This is a genomic window from Halococcoides cellulosivorans (assembly GCF_003058365.1).
Lineage (GTDB): Archaea > Halobacteriota > Halobacteria > Halobacteriales > Haloarculaceae > Halococcoides > Halococcoides cellulosivorans.
In genome coordinates this window covers 1,358,055-1,379,159 of the sequence record NZ_CP028858.1, presented here as the reverse complement: position 1 = coordinate 1,379,159, position 21,105 = coordinate 1,358,055, and the positions used below count along the sequence as shown (strand labels likewise).

General features: G+C 64.8%; 26 protein-coding genes. 13 read left to right on the top strand and 13 right to left on the bottom strand.

Features of this window, described 5'->3' with window-relative positions; genetic code table 11:
• Positions 1-23 precede the first annotated feature (23 nt).
• The 3 genes from HARCEL1_RS06845 (at position 24) to HARCEL1_RS06835 (ending at position 1,547) form a co-directional block, all read left to right on the top strand.
• Positions 24-206 (top strand): DUF7331 family protein, encoded by a 183-nt coding sequence (locus tag HARCEL1_RS06845; RefSeq protein WP_108381810.1) that lies wholly within the window; start codon positions 24-26, stop codon positions 204-206.
• Positions 207-248: 42 nt separating this feature from the next.
• Positions 249-539 (top strand): DUF7322 domain-containing protein, encoded by a 291-nt coding sequence (locus tag HARCEL1_RS06840; RefSeq protein WP_108381809.1) that lies wholly within the window; start codon positions 249-251, stop codon positions 537-539.
• A 105-nt stretch (positions 540-644) separates the two neighbouring features.
• The gene (locus HARCEL1_RS06835; protein ID WP_108381808.1) at positions 645-1,547 is read left to right on the top strand and encodes a KaiC domain-containing protein; all 903 of its coding nucleotides are present in this window, start codon (positions 645-647) and stop codon (positions 1,545-1,547) included.
• A 24-nt stretch (positions 1,548-1,571) separates the two neighbouring features.
• Here HARCEL1_RS06835 and HARCEL1_RS06830 read toward each other — a convergent pair whose 3' ends face one another.
• On the bottom strand, positions 1,572-2,000 hold the full coding sequence (locus tag HARCEL1_RS06830; protein WP_108381807.1) for a universal stress protein: 429 nt from the start codon (positions 1,998-2,000) through the stop codon (positions 1,572-1,574).
• Positions 2,001-2,293: 293 nt separating this feature from the next.
• On the opposite strand from HARCEL1_RS06830, the gene HARCEL1_RS06825 reads away from it, so the two are divergent.
• The gene (locus tag HARCEL1_RS06825; protein ID WP_108381806.1) at positions 2,294-2,821 is read left to right on the top strand and encodes a TQO small subunit DoxD; all 528 of its coding nucleotides are present in this window, start codon (positions 2,294-2,296) and stop codon (positions 2,819-2,821) included.
• A gap of 16 nt (positions 2,822-2,837) precedes the next feature.
• Positions 2,838-3,185, top strand: a complete 348-nt coding sequence (locus HARCEL1_RS06820) for a hypothetical protein (protein ID WP_108381805.1) — start codon at positions 2,838-2,840, stop codon at positions 3,183-3,185.
• 12 nt (positions 3,186-3,197) lie between these two features.
• Here the strand turns inward: HARCEL1_RS06820 and HARCEL1_RS06815 are convergent, their stop codons facing one another.
• From HARCEL1_RS06815 to HARCEL1_RS06805, 3 genes are all read right to left on the bottom strand, one after another.
• A complete protein-coding gene (locus HARCEL1_RS06815) occupies positions 3,198-4,088 on the bottom strand; it encodes a Vms1/Ankzf1 family peptidyl-tRNA hydrolase (RefSeq protein ID WP_108381804.1) in 891 nt (296 codons plus the stop codon).
• 24 nt (positions 4,089-4,112) lie between these two features.
• On the bottom strand, positions 4,113-4,490 hold the full coding sequence (locus HARCEL1_RS06810; RefSeq protein WP_108381803.1) for a DUF5802 family protein: 378 nt from the start codon (positions 4,488-4,490) through the stop codon (positions 4,113-4,115).
• A 148-nt stretch (positions 4,491-4,638) separates the two neighbouring features.
• The gene (locus tag HARCEL1_RS06805) at positions 4,639-5,271 is read right to left on the bottom strand and encodes a ferredoxin--NADP reductase (protein WP_108381802.1); all 633 of its coding nucleotides are present in this window, start codon (positions 5,269-5,271) and stop codon (positions 4,639-4,641) included.
• A gap of 155 nt (positions 5,272-5,426) precedes the next feature.
• Here HARCEL1_RS06805 and HARCEL1_RS06800 point away from each other — a divergent pair, with 155 nt between their 5' ends.
• Both HARCEL1_RS06800 and HARCEL1_RS06795 read left to right on the top strand, forming a co-directional pair.
• Positions 5,427-7,190, top strand: a complete 1,764-nt coding sequence (locus HARCEL1_RS06800) for a 2-oxoacid:acceptor oxidoreductase subunit alpha (protein ID WP_108381801.1) — start codon at positions 5,427-5,429, stop codon at positions 7,188-7,190.
• The gene (locus HARCEL1_RS06795; RefSeq protein WP_108381800.1) at positions 7,187-8,050 is read left to right on the top strand and encodes a 2-oxoacid:ferredoxin oxidoreductase subunit beta; all 864 of its coding nucleotides are present in this window, start codon (positions 7,187-7,189) and stop codon (positions 8,048-8,050) included. The genes HARCEL1_RS06800 and HARCEL1_RS06795 overlap by 4 nt, the downstream gene beginning before the upstream one ends.
• A gap of 39 nt (positions 8,051-8,089) precedes the next feature.
• Here the strand turns inward: HARCEL1_RS06795 and HARCEL1_RS06790 are convergent, their stop codons facing one another.
• Positions 8,090-9,817, bottom strand: a complete 1,728-nt coding sequence (locus tag HARCEL1_RS06790; RefSeq protein WP_108381799.1) for a hypothetical protein — start codon at positions 9,815-9,817, stop codon at positions 8,090-8,092.
• Positions 9,818-9,883: 66 nt separating this feature from the next.
• The gene (locus tag HARCEL1_RS06785) at positions 9,884-10,465 is read right to left on the bottom strand and encodes a DUF2150 family protein (protein WP_108381798.1); all 582 of its coding nucleotides are present in this window, start codon (positions 10,463-10,465) and stop codon (positions 9,884-9,886) included.
• A 194-nt stretch (positions 10,466-10,659) separates the two neighbouring features.
• On the opposite strand from HARCEL1_RS06785, the gene HARCEL1_RS06780 reads away from it, so the two are divergent.
• Positions 10,660-10,974 (top strand): YbjQ family protein, encoded by a 315-nt coding sequence (locus HARCEL1_RS06780; RefSeq protein ID WP_108381797.1) that lies wholly within the window; start codon positions 10,660-10,662, stop codon positions 10,972-10,974.
• 17 nt (positions 10,975-10,991) lie between these two features.
• Here the strand turns inward: HARCEL1_RS06780 and HARCEL1_RS06775 are convergent, their stop codons facing one another.
• A complete protein-coding gene (locus HARCEL1_RS06775) occupies positions 10,992-11,573 on the bottom strand; it encodes a GNAT family N-acetyltransferase (protein WP_108381796.1) in 582 nt (193 codons plus the stop codon).
• A 62-nt stretch (positions 11,574-11,635) separates the two neighbouring features.
• On the bottom strand, positions 11,636-12,664 hold the full coding sequence (locus tag HARCEL1_RS06770; protein ID WP_108381795.1) for a sodium:calcium antiporter: 1,029 nt from the start codon (positions 12,662-12,664) through the stop codon (positions 11,636-11,638).
• Between the two features lie 166 nt (positions 12,665-12,830).
• Here HARCEL1_RS06770 and HARCEL1_RS06765 point away from each other — a divergent pair, with 166 nt between their 5' ends.
• Both HARCEL1_RS06765 and HARCEL1_RS06760 read left to right on the top strand, forming a co-directional pair.
• Positions 12,831-14,183, top strand: coding sequence for a hemolysin family protein (locus tag HARCEL1_RS06765; RefSeq protein WP_108381794.1), 1,353 nt, complete (start codon positions 12,831-12,833; stop codon positions 14,181-14,183).
• Positions 14,184-14,189: 6 nt separating this feature from the next.
• Positions 14,190-14,681, top strand: coding sequence for a dihydrofolate reductase (locus HARCEL1_RS06760; protein ID WP_108381793.1), 492 nt, complete (start codon positions 14,190-14,192; stop codon positions 14,679-14,681).
• Between the two features lie 35 nt (positions 14,682-14,716).
• On the opposite strand, the gene HARCEL1_RS06755 is transcribed toward HARCEL1_RS06760, so the two are convergent.
• Together HARCEL1_RS06755 and HARCEL1_RS06750 are read right to left on the bottom strand one after the other, a co-directional pair.
• Positions 14,717-15,334: a class I SAM-dependent methyltransferase gene (locus HARCEL1_RS06755; protein WP_108381792.1), complete on the bottom strand. Its 618-nt coding sequence runs from the start codon at positions 15,332-15,334 to the stop codon at positions 14,717-14,719.
• 100 nt (positions 15,335-15,434) lie between these two features.
• On the bottom strand, positions 15,435-16,631 hold the full coding sequence (locus HARCEL1_RS06750) for an inorganic phosphate transporter (RefSeq protein WP_108381791.1): 1,197 nt from the start codon (positions 16,629-16,631) through the stop codon (positions 15,435-15,437).
• A 197-nt stretch (positions 16,632-16,828) separates the two neighbouring features.
• On the opposite strand from HARCEL1_RS06750, the gene HARCEL1_RS06745 reads away from it, so the two are divergent.
• A complete protein-coding gene (locus HARCEL1_RS06745; RefSeq protein ID WP_108381790.1) occupies positions 16,829-17,440 on the top strand; it encodes a hypothetical protein in 612 nt (203 codons plus the stop codon).
• A 191-nt stretch (positions 17,441-17,631) separates the two neighbouring features.
• The gene (locus HARCEL1_RS06740; protein ID WP_108381789.1) at positions 17,632-17,826 is read left to right on the top strand and encodes a cold-shock protein; all 195 of its coding nucleotides are present in this window, start codon (positions 17,632-17,634) and stop codon (positions 17,824-17,826) included.
• Positions 17,827-18,063: 237 nt separating this feature from the next.
• On the opposite strand, the gene HARCEL1_RS06735 is transcribed toward HARCEL1_RS06740, so the two are convergent.
• The gene (locus tag HARCEL1_RS06735) at positions 18,064-18,516 is read right to left on the bottom strand and encodes a hypothetical protein (RefSeq protein ID WP_108381788.1); all 453 of its coding nucleotides are present in this window, start codon (positions 18,514-18,516) and stop codon (positions 18,064-18,066) included.
• 318 nt (positions 18,517-18,834) lie between these two features.
• On the opposite strand from HARCEL1_RS06735, the gene HARCEL1_RS06730 reads away from it, so the two are divergent.
• Positions 18,835-19,119 (top strand): DNA-directed RNA polymerase subunit L, encoded by a 285-nt coding sequence (locus HARCEL1_RS06730; protein WP_108381787.1) that lies wholly within the window; start codon positions 18,835-18,837, stop codon positions 19,117-19,119.
• Between the two features lie 27 nt (positions 19,120-19,146).
• On the opposite strand, the gene HARCEL1_RS06725 is transcribed toward HARCEL1_RS06730, so the two are convergent.
• The gene (locus tag HARCEL1_RS06725; RefSeq protein ID WP_159077048.1) at positions 19,147-19,935 is read right to left on the bottom strand and encodes a zinc ribbon domain-containing protein; all 789 of its coding nucleotides are present in this window, start codon (positions 19,933-19,935) and stop codon (positions 19,147-19,149) included.
• Between the two features lie 109 nt (positions 19,936-20,044).
• On the bottom strand, positions 20,045-20,860 hold the full coding sequence (gene hisF, locus HARCEL1_RS06720; protein WP_108381785.1) for an imidazole glycerol phosphate synthase subunit HisF: 816 nt from the start codon (positions 20,858-20,860) through the stop codon (positions 20,045-20,047).
• Positions 20,861-21,105 lie beyond the last annotated feature (245 nt).

Below are 21,105 nucleotides of genomic sequence, written 5' to 3'. Positions count from 1 at the left end.
ATCGTGTACCACAGCGCGTAGCAATGTCCGACCGGATGCACGGCCAGGCAGTCGAGGAAGCACACGGAGCGAACGCGGTCGAGCCGGCGGCCATCCGGACAGTGGAAGGGTACCGAACTGACGACCGTCTCGTCCTCCAGGACGCTTCCGACCCGCTGGCCTGGATCGAGAGTTCGGCCGGTATCGATCTCGACGACATGCTGTGATCGTCACGAACCGTTTTTGAGCCGCGGAGGCGAATCGCGTCCGTGGTCGATTCGAACGCCGATTCGAACGCTGGAGATTCCGCCCCGAGCGCGCACGCTGATGCGGTCGATCCGGCGGTCCAGCGGGCGTTCCTGCTCTCGGTTCTCGAAGCTAACGTCGCACTCGTCGCACTCGCACTCGGCGTGCTCTTCGTGACCGTCGCCCAACGGATCGTCATCGGGAGTGTCGCCCTTGCCGTCGGTATCGCCGCTACGGGCGGCCTGTACTGGCGGATTCGGACCCGTCCGACGAGTGATGCCCGGTCGCCAGCGGATCCCGACACCGAGACCTGACTGTTCCGAGGAGTGGTGCCGAGAGTGTCCTCGGCCGGCGAGTAGCTTTAATCCAGTGGAACCGTCTAGGGGTACCATGATCGCGCGCTCTGCGGAGGGCCAGTCGTGACCGAGGACTGGTTCGAACGTGCGCTCCGTGAGTCCGATGGCGACCAGCGATCGGACCAGTCTCCGCCCGAAGCGTCCGCTCCGGCGGAGTCCAGGCCCGACGAAGGCGCAGAGGGGAGTCGCGATGACTTCCCTGAGGGGGCTCCGTTCGGTGGGGCCCAGGCGCCCGCTGGTGATCTCGACGAGGAGTTCGACGACTTCGAATCGAGCGTGCCACGGATCGACCTCGGGATCGAGGGCCTCGATTTGATGATTCGGGGTGGCATTCCCGAGACCTCGCTGATCGTCGTCATCGGGCCGCCTGGCGCCGGGAAATCGACGTTCGGGCTCCAGTTCCTCCGACAGGGGCTTCGATCCGGCGAGAAAGGAGTCTTCATCGCCTTAGAGCAGTCCCGTGACAGCGTCATCGCAGCGGCCCGCGAGCGAGACTGGCCGTTCGAAGAGTACATCGACGATGGCCGACTCGCGGTCGTGGACATGGACCCCATTCAGATGGCGAACAGTCTCGATACGATTCAGGACGAACTGCCCGCGTTGATCCAGCGGTTCGGGGCCGACCGTCTCGTCGTGGACTCGGTGTCCGTCCTCGAAATGATGTACTCCGATCGGGCCCAGCGTCGCTCGGAGATCCACGAGTTCGCGCGCTCGCTCAAGCGGATCGGTGTCTCGACCTGCCTGACGAGTGAAGCGTCCGACAGCGTCTCACACGCATCGCGGTACGGCATCATCGAGTATCTGACCGACGCCGTCTTCTTGATGCGATACGTTCGCGAGGAGAACCGCGAGACTCGTCTCGCGGTCGAAATTCAGAAGATCCGCGATACGAACCACTCCCGTGAGACCAAGCCGTACGAACTCACCGACGACGGTATCTCGGTCTACCAGACTTCGATTTTCTGAGGCGTGTCCGCCGATCGCAGTGACTCACCGGACGACCGTCACGGGGACCGGTGAGCGACGCACGACCGTCTCGGCAACACTGCCCAGCAAGATTCGGGTGACGCCCGCGCGTCCGTGACTGCCCATGACGATCTGATCGATGTCGTTGTCTTCGGCGTACTCGACGATGGCCTGTGTCGGCTTGCCGACTTCGATCACGCGCTCGACGGGAACGTTCGCGGTTTCCGCGTCGGCTTCGATGTCGTCGAACAACCCTCGCGCACGGTCTTTCTGCCCTTCGAACCAGTCCTCCGAAAACGTCGGGATCGACGCCTGAACGTTGTAGCCCGCGTCTGCGGGGTTGATCACGTGGAGAAGGACCATGACTGCGTCCGGATGCTCCTCGACGACGAAATCCGCGGCACAGTGGGCCTGTTCGGACCCGTCGACCGGCACCAGGATGCGCTTGCCCATGATAGTATGTCACCATGGAACGACCATCAATGTTCGGTCCGGGTCGATCGTGTCTCGATGGGGGAGGGGAGGGAGTTCGGTCACGTCTCGATGGAGGCTCGATCGTGTTTTTCAATCGGTTAGAATGATTCACGAGACTACTATGAAAAATAACCGAATATAGATTCTGCAAAAATAAGATTAAAATACCCAAACGACAGTACGCCACGCCCTCATCGTGTTTTCAAGATTTGAAAACGAGTGGCGGCATATAAGTAGAGGTGTGCAAAAACATCACACGGAGGCAGATACGAATGCCAGACGAAATAAACGCGGACCTGTTCGGTCGAGATGTATCGTATCAGCTACCGAGTAACTGGTTGGCATACTGGACGTTCATGCTCAGATTGATCGTCGGGTTCTGGTTTTTCCACGCCGGAATTACGAAATTCCTGGGTGCTGAAGCGTTCGACGCGAGCGGCTACCTCAAATTTGCCGCTCAGGGAACGCTGATGGAGGGCGTCGTCGCGCCGTTCGCGTCGGGAGCACCCCTGGCGTTGGTCAATCTCATGATCCCGCTCGGAGAGACGCTCATCGGGCTTGGCCTGCTCGTCGGCCTGCTCGTCCGGACAGCATCGTTCTTTGGGGTCATGCTCATGGTCTTCTTCGTGACGATCAACGTCGGTTGGGGCCACGGCATCGTCAACAGCGACCTGATGGGGTTGCTGTTTTTCGTGACGATGATCGTCCTGGGCGCAGGCCGCGTCTGGGGTCTCGACGCCATCGTCGAAGACACGGCTGTGGTCAAACAAAATCCGGTCTTGCGGTATTTCCTGGGCTAACACGAGGTGACCAAAAATGACAGACAACACTAAGACGATGGTCGATCGAATCGCAATGGGCGTCGGCGGTGGCCTGCTACTCCTCTCGACAGTCGTGATCGGGCTGATCGAAGTTCTCGCCGGCAACAACGTTCCGCTGTACGTCGGCACGAACGCCGACGGTGAAACGGTTCAGGCCGCCACGGCGGCCGGCATGGAAGTCGTGAACAATGCACCAGTCGTGCCGCCGAACCTCCGGGCCCTGATTCTCGTGATCGGCCTGGCAGTCCTCGGCGGGTACGCCATCTTCGTCGTCGGCTACGGCGCGATGAACGGCGTCCCTGGCTACGAAAGTAGCTCCTCGACCGCCGAGACGTTCGAGTAAACTCACTCCTTTTCAGACCGCTCGATATCGTACGGCCCAGCGGTCGCGCCGCGCGGTCGCGAGCGCTTCCTCGGGCGATCCGCGCGCGTCCGAGGTCGCCGTATAGTCCGCGAACTCCCTGAGATCGTCGACCGCCGACCGCTCACCGACAACGGAGAGGTGGTCGGCATCGAGTTCCACCAAAACGGCCCGACACCGATCGAGGTGCGTGTCGATCTGTTCGTCGCGACGGCGTTCGAAACGGGCCTGTGAGAACCCGCCTTTCGAGTGGTTTTCCATCAGGTCGGCGTCGAACCCCCGGAATCCGGTGCGCTCACCGTCTTCGTATCGGCCCATCGCGAACAGATCCGAGCGGACGACGGCGAGTGTGTACCGGTCCGGTTCGGAGAACCACGACCGCTCGATCTGCACGCGGTCGTCGAAGCTGACGAATGGATCGGGCGGGCGCGGCACGGAGAGGGTCGCGCCGATGAGGTCCCGGTCGTCGGTCACCGCGAGACACGGGCGGGCGTCGTCGACCAGCGGCCAGCGGTCACCGAACGCCTCCGTGAGCGCTTCGGAGACGGCTCCGTCGTCGATGTAGGCGGTCACCGTGGCTTCGGGGTCGGTCCGATACGATTCGAGTCGGTCGAGCATCGCATCGATGTCTGCGCCCCGGAGGACCGCGTCGTGACGGACCTGGGGCCCGTCGGTCGTGACGTCCTGGGTGTCGAGTTGGCCTTCGAGGTCTGCGATCCGGTCTTCCAGGCGGTTGATCCGCTCCTCGGCGTCCTGACGCTTGGTCACGGCCGTCGAGCGGCGCTGGCGCTCGGCGTCGAGTTCGTCTTCGAGGTCGTCGCGCTCGGCTTCGAGGTCCGCGATGCGCTCTTTGAGGGCTGTCCGGCCGAGCAAAGTATCGAGCATGCCCGACGAGAAGGCGGCGACCCACTAAGTTCCCACGTGTGGACTCACGTCGTCGGTCCCGGGCAGGCCGAGACTCGTCTGGAGGATCTGGACGGCCCGGTCGGCTTTCGCGAGCAGGACCTCCCGGCGACTGGGCGGATTTTTCAGGTCTGCGGCCTCGACGACCGACTTCGGGACGGCGAGCGTATCGCTCGGTACGTCCTCGGCCCCGACGACCGTGAAGTGTGTCGACCCGAGTTTCATGACCACCGGCAAGTCCAGTCGCTGGACACCCTCGTCGGGCGTGTAGAGTTCGTCGTTGACGCGCTCGTGCAGCGACGCTGCCATCGTCGCTCGATCCCCGTCGTGGGGTTCGACGTACATCCGCCCGAGGTAGTACCCCCGGGAGAAGCGCTCGAACATGCTATTCGGTAGCACACTACTATATCTAACGGTTTAACTCTTGGCCGGCACGCTTATATATTGGTGGGCGACGACAGCAAATAACACGACGGTTCGCTGACGAGGCGCTCGCGGTCTGCAGATTCGGACTGGACGCGCGTCCGATCGACTACCCGAAGTTCTCGACGCGGACGTCAGCGGGGTCTGCGTCCGCCGCTGCGACGGCGGCCTCGACGTCGTCGATAAAGGCCGCGAACCCGTAGACGAAGACGACGTCGGGGTCGCGATCGAGCGCCGTCGCGACTGGATCACGCAGGTCGGCGTCGGCGTCGAGGATCACGACGGGGACGCCCGCGTCGGCCAGCGTGTCGAGACGGTCGCTGTGAATCACCGTCGCGTCACGGTAGACGATCGCTGGGTCGGCCCCCTCGCTGTGTGCGCGTTCAGCGATGGCGACCGCGGGACCGACGCCCGGGCCACTGGCGAGCACGAGCGGGCGGGCCTGCCCATCGTAGTGAGCGTCACCGAACGGCCCCGCGACCTCGATGGAATCGCCCACCGCCCGCTCCGCGATCAGGGGTGCGAGTGTGCCATCGGGATCGATCGTGAGCGTGACCTCGAACGTCTCCGTCACGGACGGCGACGAGACCGTATAGAAGCGCGATTCGTCGCTCTCGGGGACGGACAGCGAGACGAACTGGCCAGGCGCGGCGTCGAACCCGTCGGGCGTGTCGATCGTGACGGCGACCGCGTCGGGGCCGACCGATTCGACGGCGCTGATCTGCGTCGATTCGTGGTCCATACGACCCGTGACACGCGCCGCCGTCTTCGGCGTTTGGGTAACGGACAGTGGCCGTCGCCGTTCGTTTCAGTCCCCTCGGGTGGAAATCGAACACCCCGCCCAGACTGCCACCTGCAGAAGCCTTTTTCTCGCCGGCGGGATATCCATTCCCTAGCATGGCTTCGGACCTCAACTGGGCGATCGGCGGCGAGGCCGGTGACGGGATCGACTCGACAGGGAAGATCTTCGCACAGGCTCTGGCTCGCGCCGGTCGTCACGTCTTTACATCGAAGGACTTCGCCTCGCGGATCCGCGGTGGGTACACCGCGTACAAAGTCCGCACCTCGGTCGACCGTGTCGAGAGCGTCGTCGACCGCCTCGACGTGTTGATCGCGCTCACGGAACGGACGATCGAGGAGAACCGCGACGAACTCGTCGACGGGAGCGTCGTCATCTACGACGGCGAGCGCACCTCGATGCAGGACGTCGAGATTCCCGACCAGTCGATCGGCCTGTCGGTCCCGCTGCAGGATCTGGCCGAGCAGGCCGGCGGCGCGATCATGCGCAACGTCGTCGCGCTCGGCGCGGCCGCGGCGGTCGTCGACTTTCCCGTCGACTATCTCGACGAGGCGCTCGTCAAGCGCTTCGGGACGAAAGGCGAGGCGATCGTCGCGAACAACCGCGAGGCGGCCCGCCTCGGCCGGGACTACGTCCGTGGAGAGTTCGACATCGACACCGACTACGCGATCGAGACGACCGACGCCGACTACGTCCTCCTCAACGGCGACGAGGCGATCGGCATGGGCGCGATCGCCGCAGGCTGTCGGTTCTACGCGGGCTACCCGATCACGCCCGCGACGGACGTGATGCAGTATCTCACCGGGCGGATCGAGGACTTCGGCGGGACGGTCGTCCAGGCTGAAGACGAACTCTCCGCGATCAACATGGCGCTCGGCGCGGCCCGGGCGGGCGCGCGGTCGATGACCGCCACGTCGGGCCCGGGGATCGACCTGATGACCGAGACGATCGGGCTGATCGCCACCACCGAGACGCCGCTCGTGATCGCTGACGTGATGCGCTCCGGGCCCTCGACGGGGATGCCGACCAAACAGGAACAGGGCGATCTGAATCAACTGCTCTATGGTGGTCACGGCGAGATTCCACGGTTCGTCCTCGCGCCGACGACGATCGCGGAGTGTTTCGACCGGACGGTCGAGGCGTTCAATCTGGCCGAGCGCTACCAGGTGCCGGTCTTTCTGGTCTCGGACCTCTCGATGGCGGTCACCGAACAGACGTTCCCGCCCGAGCGCTTCGACGTCGACAGCGTCGAGATCGATCGTGGAAAGGTCGCCGGGCCGGGCTACGAGGAGAGCGTGGCGGACTGGACCGACGCCGACGGCCACTTCCAGCCCCACGCCGTCACCGACGATGGGATCAGTCCGCGAGCCTTCCCCGGGACCGTCGACGCCGCGCACATGACGACCGGCCTTGAACACGACGAGCGCGGCCATCGCACCGAGGCCGAAGACGAGCGCGTCGATCAGGTCGACAAACGCCAGCACAAAGTCGAGACCGCCCGCGAGCGCGAGGACCTCAGTTGGCGGGAGTTCGGTGATCCCGACGCCGACACGCTCGTCGTCTCCTGGGGCTCGAACGAGGGTGCGATCCGCGAGGCGCTGCCCGAGTTGGAATCGCGGGGAATCGACGTGCGCGTCCTGACGGTCCCGTACCTGTATCCTCGGCCCGACCTCTCGGGGCCCATCGAGGCGGCCGAGCGGACGGTCGTCGTCGAGTGTAACGCGACCGGTCAACTGGCGGACGTCATCGAAGGCGACGTTCTCGAAGAAGTCGATCGCATCGGGAAATACACCGGCGTCCGGTTCACGGCCGACGAACTCGCAGATCGCATTGTCGAGCGGGTCATGGAGGTCCGAGCATGAGTTCCGAGACACACTTCACCGACTTCAAATCCGACAAACAGCCCACATGGTGTCCCGGCTGTGGTGACTTCGGGACGATGAACGGCATGATGAAGGCGCTCGCGGAGACCGGCGCGAGTCCCGACGACACGTTCATCGTCGCGGGCATCGGCTGTTCGGGCAAGATCGGCACCTACACGCACAGCTACGCGATCCACGGCGTCCACGGCCGCGCACTCCCCGTCGGGATCGGCGTCAAGATGGCCAACCCCGATCTCGAAGTTATGGTCGCGGGCGGCGACGGCGACGGCTATTCGATCGGCGTCGGACACTTCGTCCACGCACTCCGGCGGAACGTCGACATGGCCTACGTCGTGATGGACAATCGGATCTACGGCCTGACGAAAGGCCAGTTCTCCCCGACGAGTCGTGAGGACTTCGAGACCGCCACCTCACCCGAGGGGACGAACATGGCTCCGGTGAATCCGACGGCGCTCGCGATGGCCGCCGGTGGCACTTTCATCGCGCAGTCCTTCTCGTCGCACAGCCAGCGCCACGCGGAGATCGTCAAAGAGGCGATCGAACACGACGGGTTCGGCTTCGTCAACGTCTATTCACCGTGTGTCACGTTCAACGACGTCGACACCTACGACTACTTCCGGGATTCGGTGGTCGATCTGGCCGACACCGATCACGACCCGACGAACGCCGAGCGCGCGAACGATCGGATCGTGGACCCCGACACCGAGTACATCGGCGTGCTCTACCGTGACGACGACAGCGTGCCCTACGACGCCGTGCGCGGCCCCGACCAGCCGATGAACGACCTGCCCGAGGGAGCGCCCGAGGGCGCCGACCGACTCGTCAAAGAGTTCTACTGAGCGGCGGTCACGACCGATCGATTTCGAGTCATACGGTTCTCAGTCGGTCAGGACGACCAGCCGATCGATCGTCACGACGTCCTGAGTGCGGTCGCCCTGTCCTTGCGTGTCGTCGATTCTGAGGACCAACCGTCCCGAATCGTCGATCACACTGTCCGTCGTCGGATCGAGGTCGAACGTCTCGGTACGCGTCCCATCGGTCACCGGCAGGTCGTATCGCGTGCCCGAGATCTCGGTGCCGTCGGGCCGAACGGCGGTCAGGCCGAACGCTTCGGCGTCGGCGCCGCGGTCGTAGCTGTAGGTCACCCGGACCATGTGGGTGCCCTGGGGGACCCCATCGGTGTCGACCCCGACGCGGAGGTCGTACTGTCGGGAGGCACCCTGCCCGGTCTCGGCCTCGCTCAGGGTCGCACTCCCGCTCGTGGTCGTCAGGCCCACGAAGTTCGCGATATCGCCCACCGGATCGTTCGGCGGGAGGGTCGGGTCCTCGTTGGGTTCGGTCGTCCCGTCACCGTCGTGGAACGCCACCGGGTTCGATTCGGTGGTCGACCCGCTGCCGTCGCCGCTCGGGCCCCCGCTCCGGACGAGCACGGGGATCGAGACGTTCCGGGCGGTCGTCCCGTCGACGCCGTCCGTGGGGTCGACGTCGAGGCTGGCGTCGACGTAGTCGGTCGTCTGGGTGCCGCTGATATTGGCCGGGGCGGTGTAGGTGACGACGACTGCGCCCGCGGCGTCACTGGTCGATTCGCGTGGCGTGACCGACGCGTCCGCGCGCCGGGCCGCGGCCCGGACGGTGTCGCCGCTCACGCCGCTGTCGAACGCGTCCCGAACGGTGAGCGTGACGCGCGTGCTCGTGCCTTCCGGGACGACCGGCGCGGCGTCACTCGTCAAATACGCCGCCTCGGGGCGCTGGCCGACCGATCCGACCCCGACGAGCGCGCTGTCGAGCAGGTAGGTCTCGCCCGCCGCGAGTTGGATTTGGACCGTCTCCGGTCGCTCCCCGGGCGCGACGCGCTCGACGTACCCACCGGAGTCGTCCGCCAGTTGGCCGTCCTCGTCGAGCAGATCCCGCCACTCCGCTGCGGAGCGTCGCGTCGGCACGGTCACCGTGACGGGGCCGCCCTGCCCGCGGACCGGGACGACCGTGCCGTCGGCGCTGATCGCGCGGATCGGCACGCTCGTCGCCCGCGTGCCGTCCTCCCTGAACGAGCCCTGGACGACGCGTGGCCCGACGACGCGCCCGTCGATCAGCGCCTGCCCGGTCGTCGACACCCGACGCTCGTCGAACTGCGCGTAGAGGGCGGTATTCTCTGCGATCAACTCGCCCGCGCCCGTGTGCTCGTTGTACGCGGCACGGTATCGGATTGCGCTGGTGTCGAACGCCCGGGCCGACCCGTCCCAGTAATCGCCAGTTTCGCCACTTGCGGAGGCGTTGTCGATCACCAGCGATCGGTTCCAGGGCGGTCCGTCGTCGACCTGGAGCGTCCCGGTGACGGGCCCCGGATTGACGGCGAACAGCCGTGGGGTGTACCGCAGTCCCAGCTCGACGAGGACCGACTCACTGTCCCCCTCGGACACCGAGACGACGGCGTTGTGAACGCCGAGGAGGTCGCCACGAACGCGTTCGCTGTGTTCGAACTCCGCGGCCGCGTTCTGGGCCGGAACGGCACTCGCCTGATAGCCCGCGAGCGCGACGACCAGGATCGCGAACAACAGGAGCGCGCCGATCTGCGTGGACTGGCCGCGCGTGTCACCGAGCGAGTCCATCGCTGTGGGTACTCGCAGTCGCCACAAAAAACGTTCCCGGCCAGTATCGCAATCGACACTCGGCCCCTATTCGTCGTCTTCCTCGACGAGTTCGGGGTCAGCCATCGCCGTTTCGAGGCTGTCGAGGCCGTTGGCCCACTCGACGACGAGTCCGAAATCCAGGTCGTCTGCGACCTCGCGGTCGAGCGATTCGCCGTCGGCAATCTGTGTGCCGGCCTGTGCGCAGTAGCCCAGCGCGGCGTCGAGGTCCTCGTCCTGTTCGGCCTCCTCGGCCGCGGCGAGATACTCACCGACGGTCCCTTCGTCGGCAACGCCGCCGGCGACGTACTCCTCGGCGGCGTAGAACACCGCCACGAGCGAGGTCTGGACACCGTCGACGAGCATGCGCTTGTCTTCGTCGTCGAGGTCGGTCTCAGCGAGGACGACCTCTCGGATGTCTTCGAGTTCACCGAGAGCGACCTCCTCGTCGATATCGCCCTCCTCGTAGTCGGTGAGGATCTTTGCGACGGCGATGGCCGCGTCGTCCTGGAGGTTCAAGAGGAGACGTGCGGAGTCTTCGTCTTCGGTGTCGATATCGGCGTCTGCGATGCGATCGAGCCAGTTTTGCCAGCGTTCGTCGGTGTAGTACTCACCCGAGGGGGCGCTCATACCCTCAACGTCCGGGCCGCCAATGATAGGGCTTTCGCACCCCCAGCGCGACGACATGCCGTGTCACGCTTCACAGCCCACTCCAGGCCGGTGATTCGTCGCTCTGAGACTGTCTCCTCGTCGCAGGCTCGACGCTCTGGCTGGTGGCTCGACTCATCACAACAATTATAGAATTGCCTGCCGATCGGTCCACCATGGAGCTCACGAACACCGAGACGCTCCCGAACGAAGAGATCGCAGAGGTCCTCGGCATCGCCCGTGGGAACGTCGTCAAGGCCCGCAACGCCGGACGCGATTTCACACAGAGTCTACGAAACATTACCGGCGGCGAACTCAAGGCGTACTCCACGCTGCTGGGTGATTCCCGTGACGAGGCGATCGACCGCATGGAAGCCGACGCCGCTGAGATGGGTGCGGACGCGGTCGTGAACCTGCGCCTGGAGACCTCAGAGATCGCCAACGGCGGCGCGGAAGTGATGGCTTACGGGACGGCCGTCCGCCTCGAATAGGGCCGATCGTCTGTCGATCAGTCCCCGGTGTCGTACTTGTAGGTGGCTTCCTCGGGGTCGATCCCGAACTCTTCGGGGGAGGTCTCGGGGGCGGACTCCTCGCGGTCGGGTTCGGCGGCCTTGAACGCTTCGCGGTGGTCGGTCGGCACGCTGAACTGATCGATCGCGAGTGCGAGCGGGACGGCATCTGGCTGGATCGACTCGCGTTTCTCGGTGAGACGATCCGCGAGCGGGGCGGGGAGGTCACCCTCAGCGATCGACTCGAAGCCGAACTGCGCGAGGTACTCCGGCCGATCGGAGAGTGCATACAGCGTCTCGAAGTCGTCGTCGGCGGCGTGCTGGACGAGTCGTTCGAGGACGTGCGCGCCGACGCCCTGGTTGCGCCACTCCTCGACGACGCCGATCGAGGTGACCTCACAGACGCGATTTTCGTCGGTCTTGTGGACGCGACGGCGGCCGAAGCCGGCCTTCTCGCCCGAGTCCTCGTCGATCGCGATGACGTAGTCCCGCGACCGGAACGACGTCTCGTCGAGCCCCATCTCCTCGATCCGATCGAGAAGCCAGACTTCCTCTCGGTTTTTCGCGTCGCGGACGTACATGTCGGGCGATTCGCTGGCGGGCCTGAAAAGGGTACGGTCGATGGCGGGCCTCTGGCACGCGATCACCGCGGCAGGACGTGGGTCAGGCCGATCGTCTCGGTGACGACCCAGGTGAAAAAGACCATGTAGATGCCCAGGAGCATGTACGCCTCCCGATCACTGAGTTCCAGATCGGTGCGCAACGAGACGAACAGCGCGACCGTCGCGGCCGTCAGAACGCCCAGCATCGGCACGGCGACTCCGAAGTTGATCGTCACCTCTCCGACGATCAACACGCCGATCGGGATCGCGACGAGCAGATCGAACGTGTTCGACCCGAGGACGTTCCCGATGCTGGTGAGGCCGTTGCCCGCGCGCGCCGCGCGCACGCTGACGAACGTGTCGGGGACGCTCGTCGCGGCGGCGATGATCGTCACACCCGCGAGGAACTCCGGCACGCCGAACGTCTGGCTCAGGCCGTCGACGCCCTCGACCAGCTGGTGAACCGCCACGAGAATGACGATCAGACTCCCCGCGAGGACGGCCCACTGGTAGCCGACTCGAACGTCGTCGGGGCGTTCACCAGCGTCGTGATCGCTCACGTCCTGATACTGGATGAATAGATAGAGCAGATAGAGCAGGAGTGGTAACGCGGCGATCGGCCGGGTGATCGTCCCGACGAGCGTCCCCGCGGCGGGTTCGTAGATCACCGCGAGCGCGAACGTGATCGCCATCGCCGCGACGGCGAGCATGTAGAACTGGGCTTCTTTGAAGACGAGCGGGCGGTTCGCGTCGACTGGCTCGTCGGTCACGATGCCGGCGACCGCGGGGATCACGAGGACGTTGAAGATCGCCGACCCGACGATCGCGCCGACGCCCATGTCGAACACGCCCTTGATCGAGGTGACGATCACGCTCGACAGTTCGGGAAAACTCGACCCGACGGCGACGACGACCGACCCCTGGATCACCGCGGGGAGGCCGTAGTGGGCCGACAGTCGATCGGCGGACGATTCCAGTCCGTCGCTCGCGACCCAGACCACGGCCGTCGCGGCGATCACGAGCGCGACGTGGACGGGCGTCGTCGCCGGGAGCAGCCCCCAGAGTGCCATCGACCCGACCGAGGGGGGCCACCCTCAAGAGCGCCTCGCTGTCCGGCGCGCGGATCGGTCTCCCCGCGAGGCAGGGAGATCGCGTCTCGCGTTCGACCATTTATATGCCTTCACCGAGAGAACCCGGTATGACCGACGACACTGGGATCGGTACGGGGTGGCCGGCATGGTAGAGATCGCAATCGCTTCCGGGAAACTGCTGATCGCGCTGTTTCTGGTCGCGTTGAACGGCTTTTTCGTCGCTTCGGAGTTCGCACTCGTTCGGGTCCGCTCGACGTCCGTCGAGCAACTCGTCGCGGAAGACCGGCCAGGCTCTGGCGCGCTCCAGGGCATCATGGAGAATCTCGACAACTACCTCGCGGTGACTCAACTCGGGATCACGCTCGCCTCGCTCGGCCTGGGGTGGGCTGGTGAACCCGCGATCGCCAACCTGCTCGAACCGGTGCTCGGGTCCGTGCTCCCCACGAGTCTCCTCCATCTGGTCTCCTTTGGCATCGCCTTCGGGACGATCACGTTCCTCCACGTCGTCTTCGGTGAACTCGCGCCGAAGACGATCGCGATCGCGGAAGCCGAGCGGCTCTCCTTGTTCGTCGCGCCGCCGCTCACCTTCTGTTATTATCTGTTCTACCCGGGGATCGTCGTGTTCAACGGCACGGCGAATTTGTTCACCCGGATGATCGGCATCCCGCCCGCCTCCGAGACCGACGAGTCCCTCGAAGAGCGCGAACTCCGTCGCGTGCTCGCCCGATCGGGTGAGGCCGGCCACGTCGACGCCGAGGAAGTCGAGATGATCGAACGCGTGTTCGATCTCAACGACGTGGACGTGCGAGAGATCATGGTGCCACAACCCGACGTGGTGAGTCTCGCGCCCGAGGACACGCCCGATGCGTTCAGAACGGCCGTTCGGGAGTTCGGTCACACCCGCTATCCGGTGCTCGACGGCGACGACGTCGTCGGGTTCGTCGACGCCAAGGACCTCCTCGCCGTCGAGGACGCCGACACTCTGGTGGGCGACCTCGCCCGTGACGTCCTCGTGATCTCGGAGACGACGACGATCAGCGACCTGCTCCTCCGATTCCGCGAAGACCACCAGCAGATGGCCGTGATCGTCGACGAGTGGGGCGCCTTCGAAGGCCTGGTCACCGTCGAAGACGCCGTGGAAGCCATCGTCGGTGACATTCGCGATCAGTTCGATCACGACGACCGCGAGCCGACGATCCGACAGGACGACGACGGGACGGTCGTCGACGGCGGCGTCCCCCTCTCGGCGGTCGAAGAACTGTTCGATGTCAGCTTCGACGCCGCCTCGATCACGACGATCGGCGGTCTCGTCCTCGACCGTCTCGACGACGTCCCGGTGGTCGGTGATCGGGTCACGCTCTCCGACCTCGACGTCGAGGTGACTGTCGTCGACGGCGTTCGCGTCTCGACGGTGCGGATTCACGCAGTGCCCGCCGAGGACGACGAGTCCTCCGCCGACGTCGACGCGGACGTCGACGAGTCTCCGGACGAGGAGTGACCGTCAGTGGCTGACCGGTCCGACGCTGACCCCGAACTCGTCGCCGTCGCTGCGGTCGCGGAGAACGGAGTCATCGGTGACGGACCGACGCTTCCCTGGGATCTCCCCCACGAGGTCGAGCGCTATCGCGCTCGGGTCGCTGACGCGACCGTGGCGATCGGGCGGCGTACCTTCGAGATGTTCGAGAATCCACCGGGCGCACACCAGATCGTCCTCAGCCGATCCGAGCGCACGTCCTCTGAGGCGACGACCGAGTTCGTTACGAGCGTCGACGCGGCCGTCGCAGCCGCCCGTGACCGCGGTGCGGAGACGCTGTACGTCCTCGGTGGCGCAGCGATCTACGAGGCGTTCCTTCCGGAGTGTGATCGGCTCCTGATCAGCCGGATCGACGGTACGTACGACGGTGATGCGTCATTTCCCGAGATCGGTGCCGACTGGACGCTCACCGAGAAAACGCGCCACGAGGGCTACACGCTCGAAACGTATCGCCCTGCGTGAGTGGTCATTCGCCCGTCATCGGACCCGCCCAGTCCTCAATCGTGGTCCGGGGTTCGGAACAATCGAATCGTGTCGCGCGTGCCCTCGCGCGCGGCGACCGAGTTCAGCCCGCAGTCGGTGAATATCGACTCCCAGTCGCGGAAATAGAGTGGAAAGCCGTCGACGTCGGTCACGCCAGCCTCGCGGTCGGGATGGTCCTCACCTTCGTTCTCGATGACGACGAGCGCGTCGCTCGTGACGCGTGCGATCTCGTCGAACACCCAGGTCGCGTCGGGATGGACGTGCTGGAGGGTCTCGACCGCAAATATCGCGTCGAACGCGTCGTCGTCGACCTCCTGGAGGACGTCTTCCATCGCACCGACGTGGATCGTCGCCGTCTCGGCCAGCGCGGGATAGGTCTCGGCCATCACGTCGACGGCGTCGCCGTTGAGTTCGATCCCCGTGAGGTCGTCGTAGCCGTTCGCGAACAGATGTTGGAGGTGGCGGCCAGAACTACAGCCGAGTTCGAGGACGCTCGCGCCCGCGCCGACGGTCTCGTCGAGGTGCTCGCGGACGGCCTCACTGCGCTCGTCGGGGCCGTGATGCGCGTAGTACTCGGGCGAGTAAGCGCCGCTTTGGTCGGCCCATTGGCGGCGAACGTCGTGTGAGTTCACGACTGTACGCCGGACGCGGGACGGATATGCCCTCTGGCCCGTCGGTGAGCGTTGGGTCGGTGGCGATCTAACCGATGGGGGCCAGTGGCCCGAGGCCTGCTTACCAGACGAACTGGAAGAGGATCGTGAACGTGATCGATGCACCGACTGTCGAGAGGATCGGGACGACGTTCTGGAGGACGATTACACGGCCCGTCGTCGCGGGATCGAACAGATCGGCGGCACTCGGGATGTCTTCGGGTTCTTCCTCACCGATGTCGGGGACGTCCGCGCCGCTCTCCTCGGCGGCAAGTGCACCGACCGACACGTCGGGGGTTTTCTCGCCGGACAGCACTTCGGGCAAGGTCGCGGTCCGTGTGGCCCGGCCCCAGCCCAGTCCGACGATCGATGTCGTCGCGATGATGACGAACGAAGCGGGTACGCCGATAGCCGAGAGGCCGACGACGATCGTCGAGGAGACGATCGCGACGACGATCGCCGCCGTCAGCGGCAGGTCGGTGATGTCGTTGCCGAGCGTGTCGAGCGTTCGCCGGGCGATCGTGAAGGCCCCGACGGCGACGGCCGCACTGCCGAGCACGATCATCGGGTTCATCTGGAGGACGGCGATGTCCGTGCCCGCTCCCGCCCCGACCAGTGGGGCGATCGCGTTCGCGATGTTCGACGTCCCCGACGAGAAGGCCATCAGACAGCCGATCACGATGACGACGATCCCACCGAACAGTTCACGCCGAGTGGTGTTGGGGCCCGCTTCCGGGACCGGGACGACGCCGGACCGGTCGAGTTGCATGAGCGGCCCGGGGGTGGTCGTGATCGCCACCCAGCGGTTGAGGCGCGGATAGAGGTACCGCCCGATCATCCCGGAGACCCAGAAACCGACGATCGGGGCGACGATCCACCAGATCGCGATCCCACCCATCTCCGCCCAGTCGAGCGTCCCCGTTGCGACACCCAGACCGGCGATCGCCCCGACGGCCGTCATCGACGTCGATGCGGGCACGCCGTAGTAGTTCCCGACGAACAGCGCACCACCGATGAAAAACAGCACGACGATGCTCGATTCGATCGTCAACACGTTCGTGTTCGTGACGAGATCGTTGCCGAGCGTCTGGACGACACGACGACCGAGCGTCACCGCTCCGACGAAGAAAAACACCGTCATCAGCCCCGCAGCGACGGTCTTCGACAGTGCGTCCGCACCAACTGCAGGCCCGAACGCCGGGCCTGTCGTCGCGCCACCGATGTTGAACCCGACGAAGAGCGCGACCGCGATACCGATCAATAAGAGGACTTCGACCATACGGAGTGATTCCGTTCTGCTCCCTTAAGGGTGGGCGATCCGTCTCGAAGAGCCTGGTCGCCACTGGCCGAGCGCCGTGGCGAACCGACTGCCGGTCCCGTCCGACGGGCCGAAACGAGTACGTATTCCTGTCTCCGTGCACAACCCACCCTTATGCGATCGAAATACGCTTCGTGTCGTACGGTGGTGGCGGGCCGATGAAACCGTCTCGTGTCGATTTCATCGTCGATCTGGCCTACGGGACGCTGATTTTCGTCTCGATCGGTATCATCTTGATTGCGGAGACGCGCGTCGGCATCGCGTTCGGTCTGGGCGCGCTGGTCGCGTACGTCATCCACATCGGGTGGAAGATGTCCCGGTTCGATCCCGACTGGATGACCCGGGACATTGCCGAACGCGTCGAGGAGACGGTCGGAGAGACGGTCGAAGAAACGGTGAGCGAACAGGTCGAGGAGACGGTCGGAGAGACGGTCGAAGAAACGGTGAGCGAGCAGGTCGAAGAGACAGTCGGAGAGACGGTCGAGGAAACGGTGAGCGAGCAGGTCGAAGAGACGGTCGGAGAGACGGTCGAAGAGACGGTGAGCGAGCAGGTCGAAGAGACAGTCGGAGAGACGGTCGAGGAGACGGTGAACGAGCAAGTCGAGGAGACGGTCGAGCAGACCGTGAGTGAGGGCGTCGACGAGATGGCCGAACAGGTCGAGGAAACGGTCGAAAAGACCGTCGAAGAGACGGTCAGCGAGGAGATGGCCAGCGAAGCCGACGCCCCCGACGACGCGTCCGAGGAAGACGCCTCCCAGGAAGAGAACTGATCGCTCCGGTCAGTCCGGCGCTGAGAACCTTTTTCAGGTCGATTGAGGGGTCGAGGCCATCGGCGCGGACACCCGCAGCCATCGGTCCGGGCACCTGAATGTGCTCATTCGTCCGTGAGGCGTGGTGACACGACCGTCGGAGCCCATCAGACGCAACCCTTAACCGTGAACCCGAACTCTGAATAATTGCAATGGCAACCGGTACGGTTGACTTCTTCAACGACACGGGCGGTTACGGCTTCATCGAAACCGAGGATGCTGACGACGACGTGTTCTTCCACATGGAAGACGTCGGCGGCGAGGATCTTACGGAAGGGACGGAGCTCGAATTTGACATCGAACAGGCCCCCAAGGGCCCCCGCGCGACGAACGTCGTGCGTCTGTAACTCGGCGTTATAGCCGTCGACCGTCGACGGCACATTCGTCGTTATATCCTTCCCGACCAGCGGCTGGTTCGGGGAGGATTTCGATCCACCATATTCGTGAGTCACGACTACGACTCCCGGTCTCACCAGTACGTTGTGTAGCGGACAGCAAGAAAGAGACGATACATCGTCAGCAAGGTGCCGAACCAACGCGCAACGACCGATCTGAACCCATCAGTCAGCCGACGAAGCGATGGATCAGTTCAGTTCTTGCACCAACACGTTGATGATGTCGAAGTCGAATATTTCGGTGTTGGCAGGGAGTTCGATGTCCACTCTGTGCGTTCCACCGGCGGCGATGTTCACGTTGTTCTCGCTCGCGTCGGTGACGGGTGAACTCCCATTCAGCACTTGGACGGAGACGTTCACGTCGTGAGCGTTGGCGGTATCAGTGTTGTTGATGGTCACGTTGACGTAATCGGCTGTGAATCCGGTGTACGAGACGTTCATGTGCAGAACGTTCAGGTTCTCACTGTCGTTCATCGTCCCCTCGTGGGCACTCAGTCTGTCCGGGTCCGGACCGTCGTTGAGCGTCACACTCGCGAGGACAGCCCCGCTCGCCAGCGCGACCAGTAGCAGGGCGATCACGACTTTGGGCCGGGTGACGGAGGCAGCGATGCGATCGGTCGTTGTATCGGGGGTCGGGCTCATTGTAAGCTATACTTACCCGTCTGTCCAATAAAGGATCTCGACTTAATTATCTATACCGATAACTAAGGTAGCGGTCAGCAACCATTTCAGCGATAATCTAACCGGCTTCGTATTCGGTATTATACCGGATATTTCGCCTGATAGCTGTTTCCTGTGTTGATCTCACCGTGTATAATCGGCCACTATATTCGGTATCGACAATGAAAACTACTGCCTGATGCGCCCTCTCTCCGGCCGAGGGGCCTCTCGACCCCAGTCCGTGACCTGAACCACCTGCAGTGTCGAAACCGTTTTCCGGCCGGTCCCGTAGGAATCAGCATGGATCTCCGTGTGATCGAACGGTCCGATACCGGCCTCTCGATCGAAATCGCCGGCGAGGACCACACGTTCATGAACGTCATCAAAGGGGCCCTCCTGGAAACCGACGGCGTCGAGGCCGCGACCTACGACGTGAATCCCGAACAATCGGGTGGGCAGACCGAACCGGTCCTGACGATCAAGACCGACGACGAGACCGACGCGCTGGACGCGCTCGAAGCCGGGACCGAGCGCGTGCGCGAGAAAGCCGACGCGCTCACTGCGGCGTTCGAAGCGGCGGCCTGATTTTCGCTCTGCGGACTGTCTCGCTGGTCAGCAGATCGCCACAGAGAGGTAGAGCGCTCCCTCCGGACCGACGTGGACGTGGATGCCGGCTAGCGTCGCGTCGGCCGTCTCCGGTGATGGTCGATCACTCCCGACATCGAGCGTCAGATCGCTCGCAATCGCTCGTGGCGTCGATCGGTCGGTCAGGTCCGCTCGATCGATCCGGGCGTCGTAGAGGCGGATCCGTTCACACTCGGCCGGCGCCGATGGGAGTGCGTCTCGTGGCTCGACGGTCGCCGCCGGCCGGTGATCGCGAACGACGGCGGCGTGAGCGAACACGGTCGCGTACCGATCGAGTGTGTCCGAGCGCCGCAGGTCGGACCGCCCCAGTCGCTCGCGGCGATCCGACAGGCCCCAGAGCCAGACCGTCTCGATACGACTCGTCTCGTGGCCGGCGAACTCGTCGTGGTGGCCCGGTGCGTCGAGCGCGGTCGGTCCAGTCGGGCCCGTGGCGTCCGGCAGGTCGATCACGCCGACTGCGCCCAGGATGCCGGCCGCCAGCAAAACGAACACGATCGCCCCCACCGCGAGGTATTCGCGGTCGAGGACGTCGCGGTAGCGGACGCCTCGGGAGACGTCCGAGAGATCGTACTCGGGGTAGGTCCGATCGAGCGTCGGGGCCCCGCACCGACTGCACGGCGGCGCGTGCTTCTGATGGATGCGGCCACAGTCGGGGCACTCCCAGACCACTTCGGTCCCGACGACCGCCCCACAGGACGGGCACGTCGTCGTCCTGTCGTCGAGAGGGTCGCCACACGACGGACACGCCCGCGTCATCGACGGCTGTTCGCGTCGGGGATCGAAAAACCACACGACTATCGGCCGGGAGATCAGGCGTACAGACCGGGCAGGCAGGTACAGACCGGGCGTACAGGCGGGGCCGAGCCTACAGACGGACGGGAATGCCGCGCTCGTCGAGGGCGGCCTTGGTCTCCTCGATCGTGTACTCTCCGAAGTGGAAAATCGACGCCGCGAGCGCGGCGTCCGCGCCCGCGTCTTCGAACACCTCCGCCATGTGTTCGGGGCTGCCACACCCCGACGAGGCGATGACGGGCGTCGAGACGGCGTCACAGACCGCCCGCGTGACCGGGACGTCGTAGCCCTCTTTGGTGCCGTCGGCATCGATGGAGTTGACGAACAGTTCGCCGGCACCCCGTGATTCGGCCTCCTGGGCCCACTCGACGACGTCGATGCCGGTGCCCTCGCGCCCGCCTTTGACGGTACACTCGAACCAGACCGACTCGCCGTCGATCTGTTCGTAGTACTCGCCCTGTTCGTCGTATCGGCGGCGCGCGTCCACGGAGATGACGATACACTGGCTGCCGAACGCCGCCGCGCCCTCTGCGATGAGGTCGGGCCGTTCGATCGCCCCGGTGTTGATCGAAACCTTGTCCGCGCCCGCGCGTAGGGTTTCCTTGATGTCGTCGCGCGTCCGGATCCCGCCGCCGACGGTCAGCGGGATGAACACCTCGTCTGCGACTTCTTCGACCGTGTCGAGCATCGTCTCGCGGCCCTCCGCGGAGGCGGTGATATCGAGAAAGACGAACTCGTCGGCCCCCGCTTCGTTGTAGGCCTTCGCCATTTCGACCGGATCGCCGGTGTATTCGAGGTCCTCGAAGTTGACGCCGGTGTAGACGGCGGCGTCGCCGTCCTCGTCTACGTCCACGTCGATACACGGAATGATGCGTTTGGTGAGGGCCATCGCGTAGTAGACGGTGCGCCCGCGGGCCCGATAAACCGACCGTTCGCCGCGCTCCCTGCGCGGGGTCGGACACACCGGCGCTCGAACCCTCGGACCACCGCACTTAAGACGGCCCGTCGTGTATCCGCTTCCAACCGAGCGTATGGCCGCTGCGGGACGGACCCGGCGGCCGAGGGAACGCGAACTGACGGACGACTCGCCGGGGGCTACGGCAGACGCCGGACGGCCTGGCCGGGCGAGTCGCC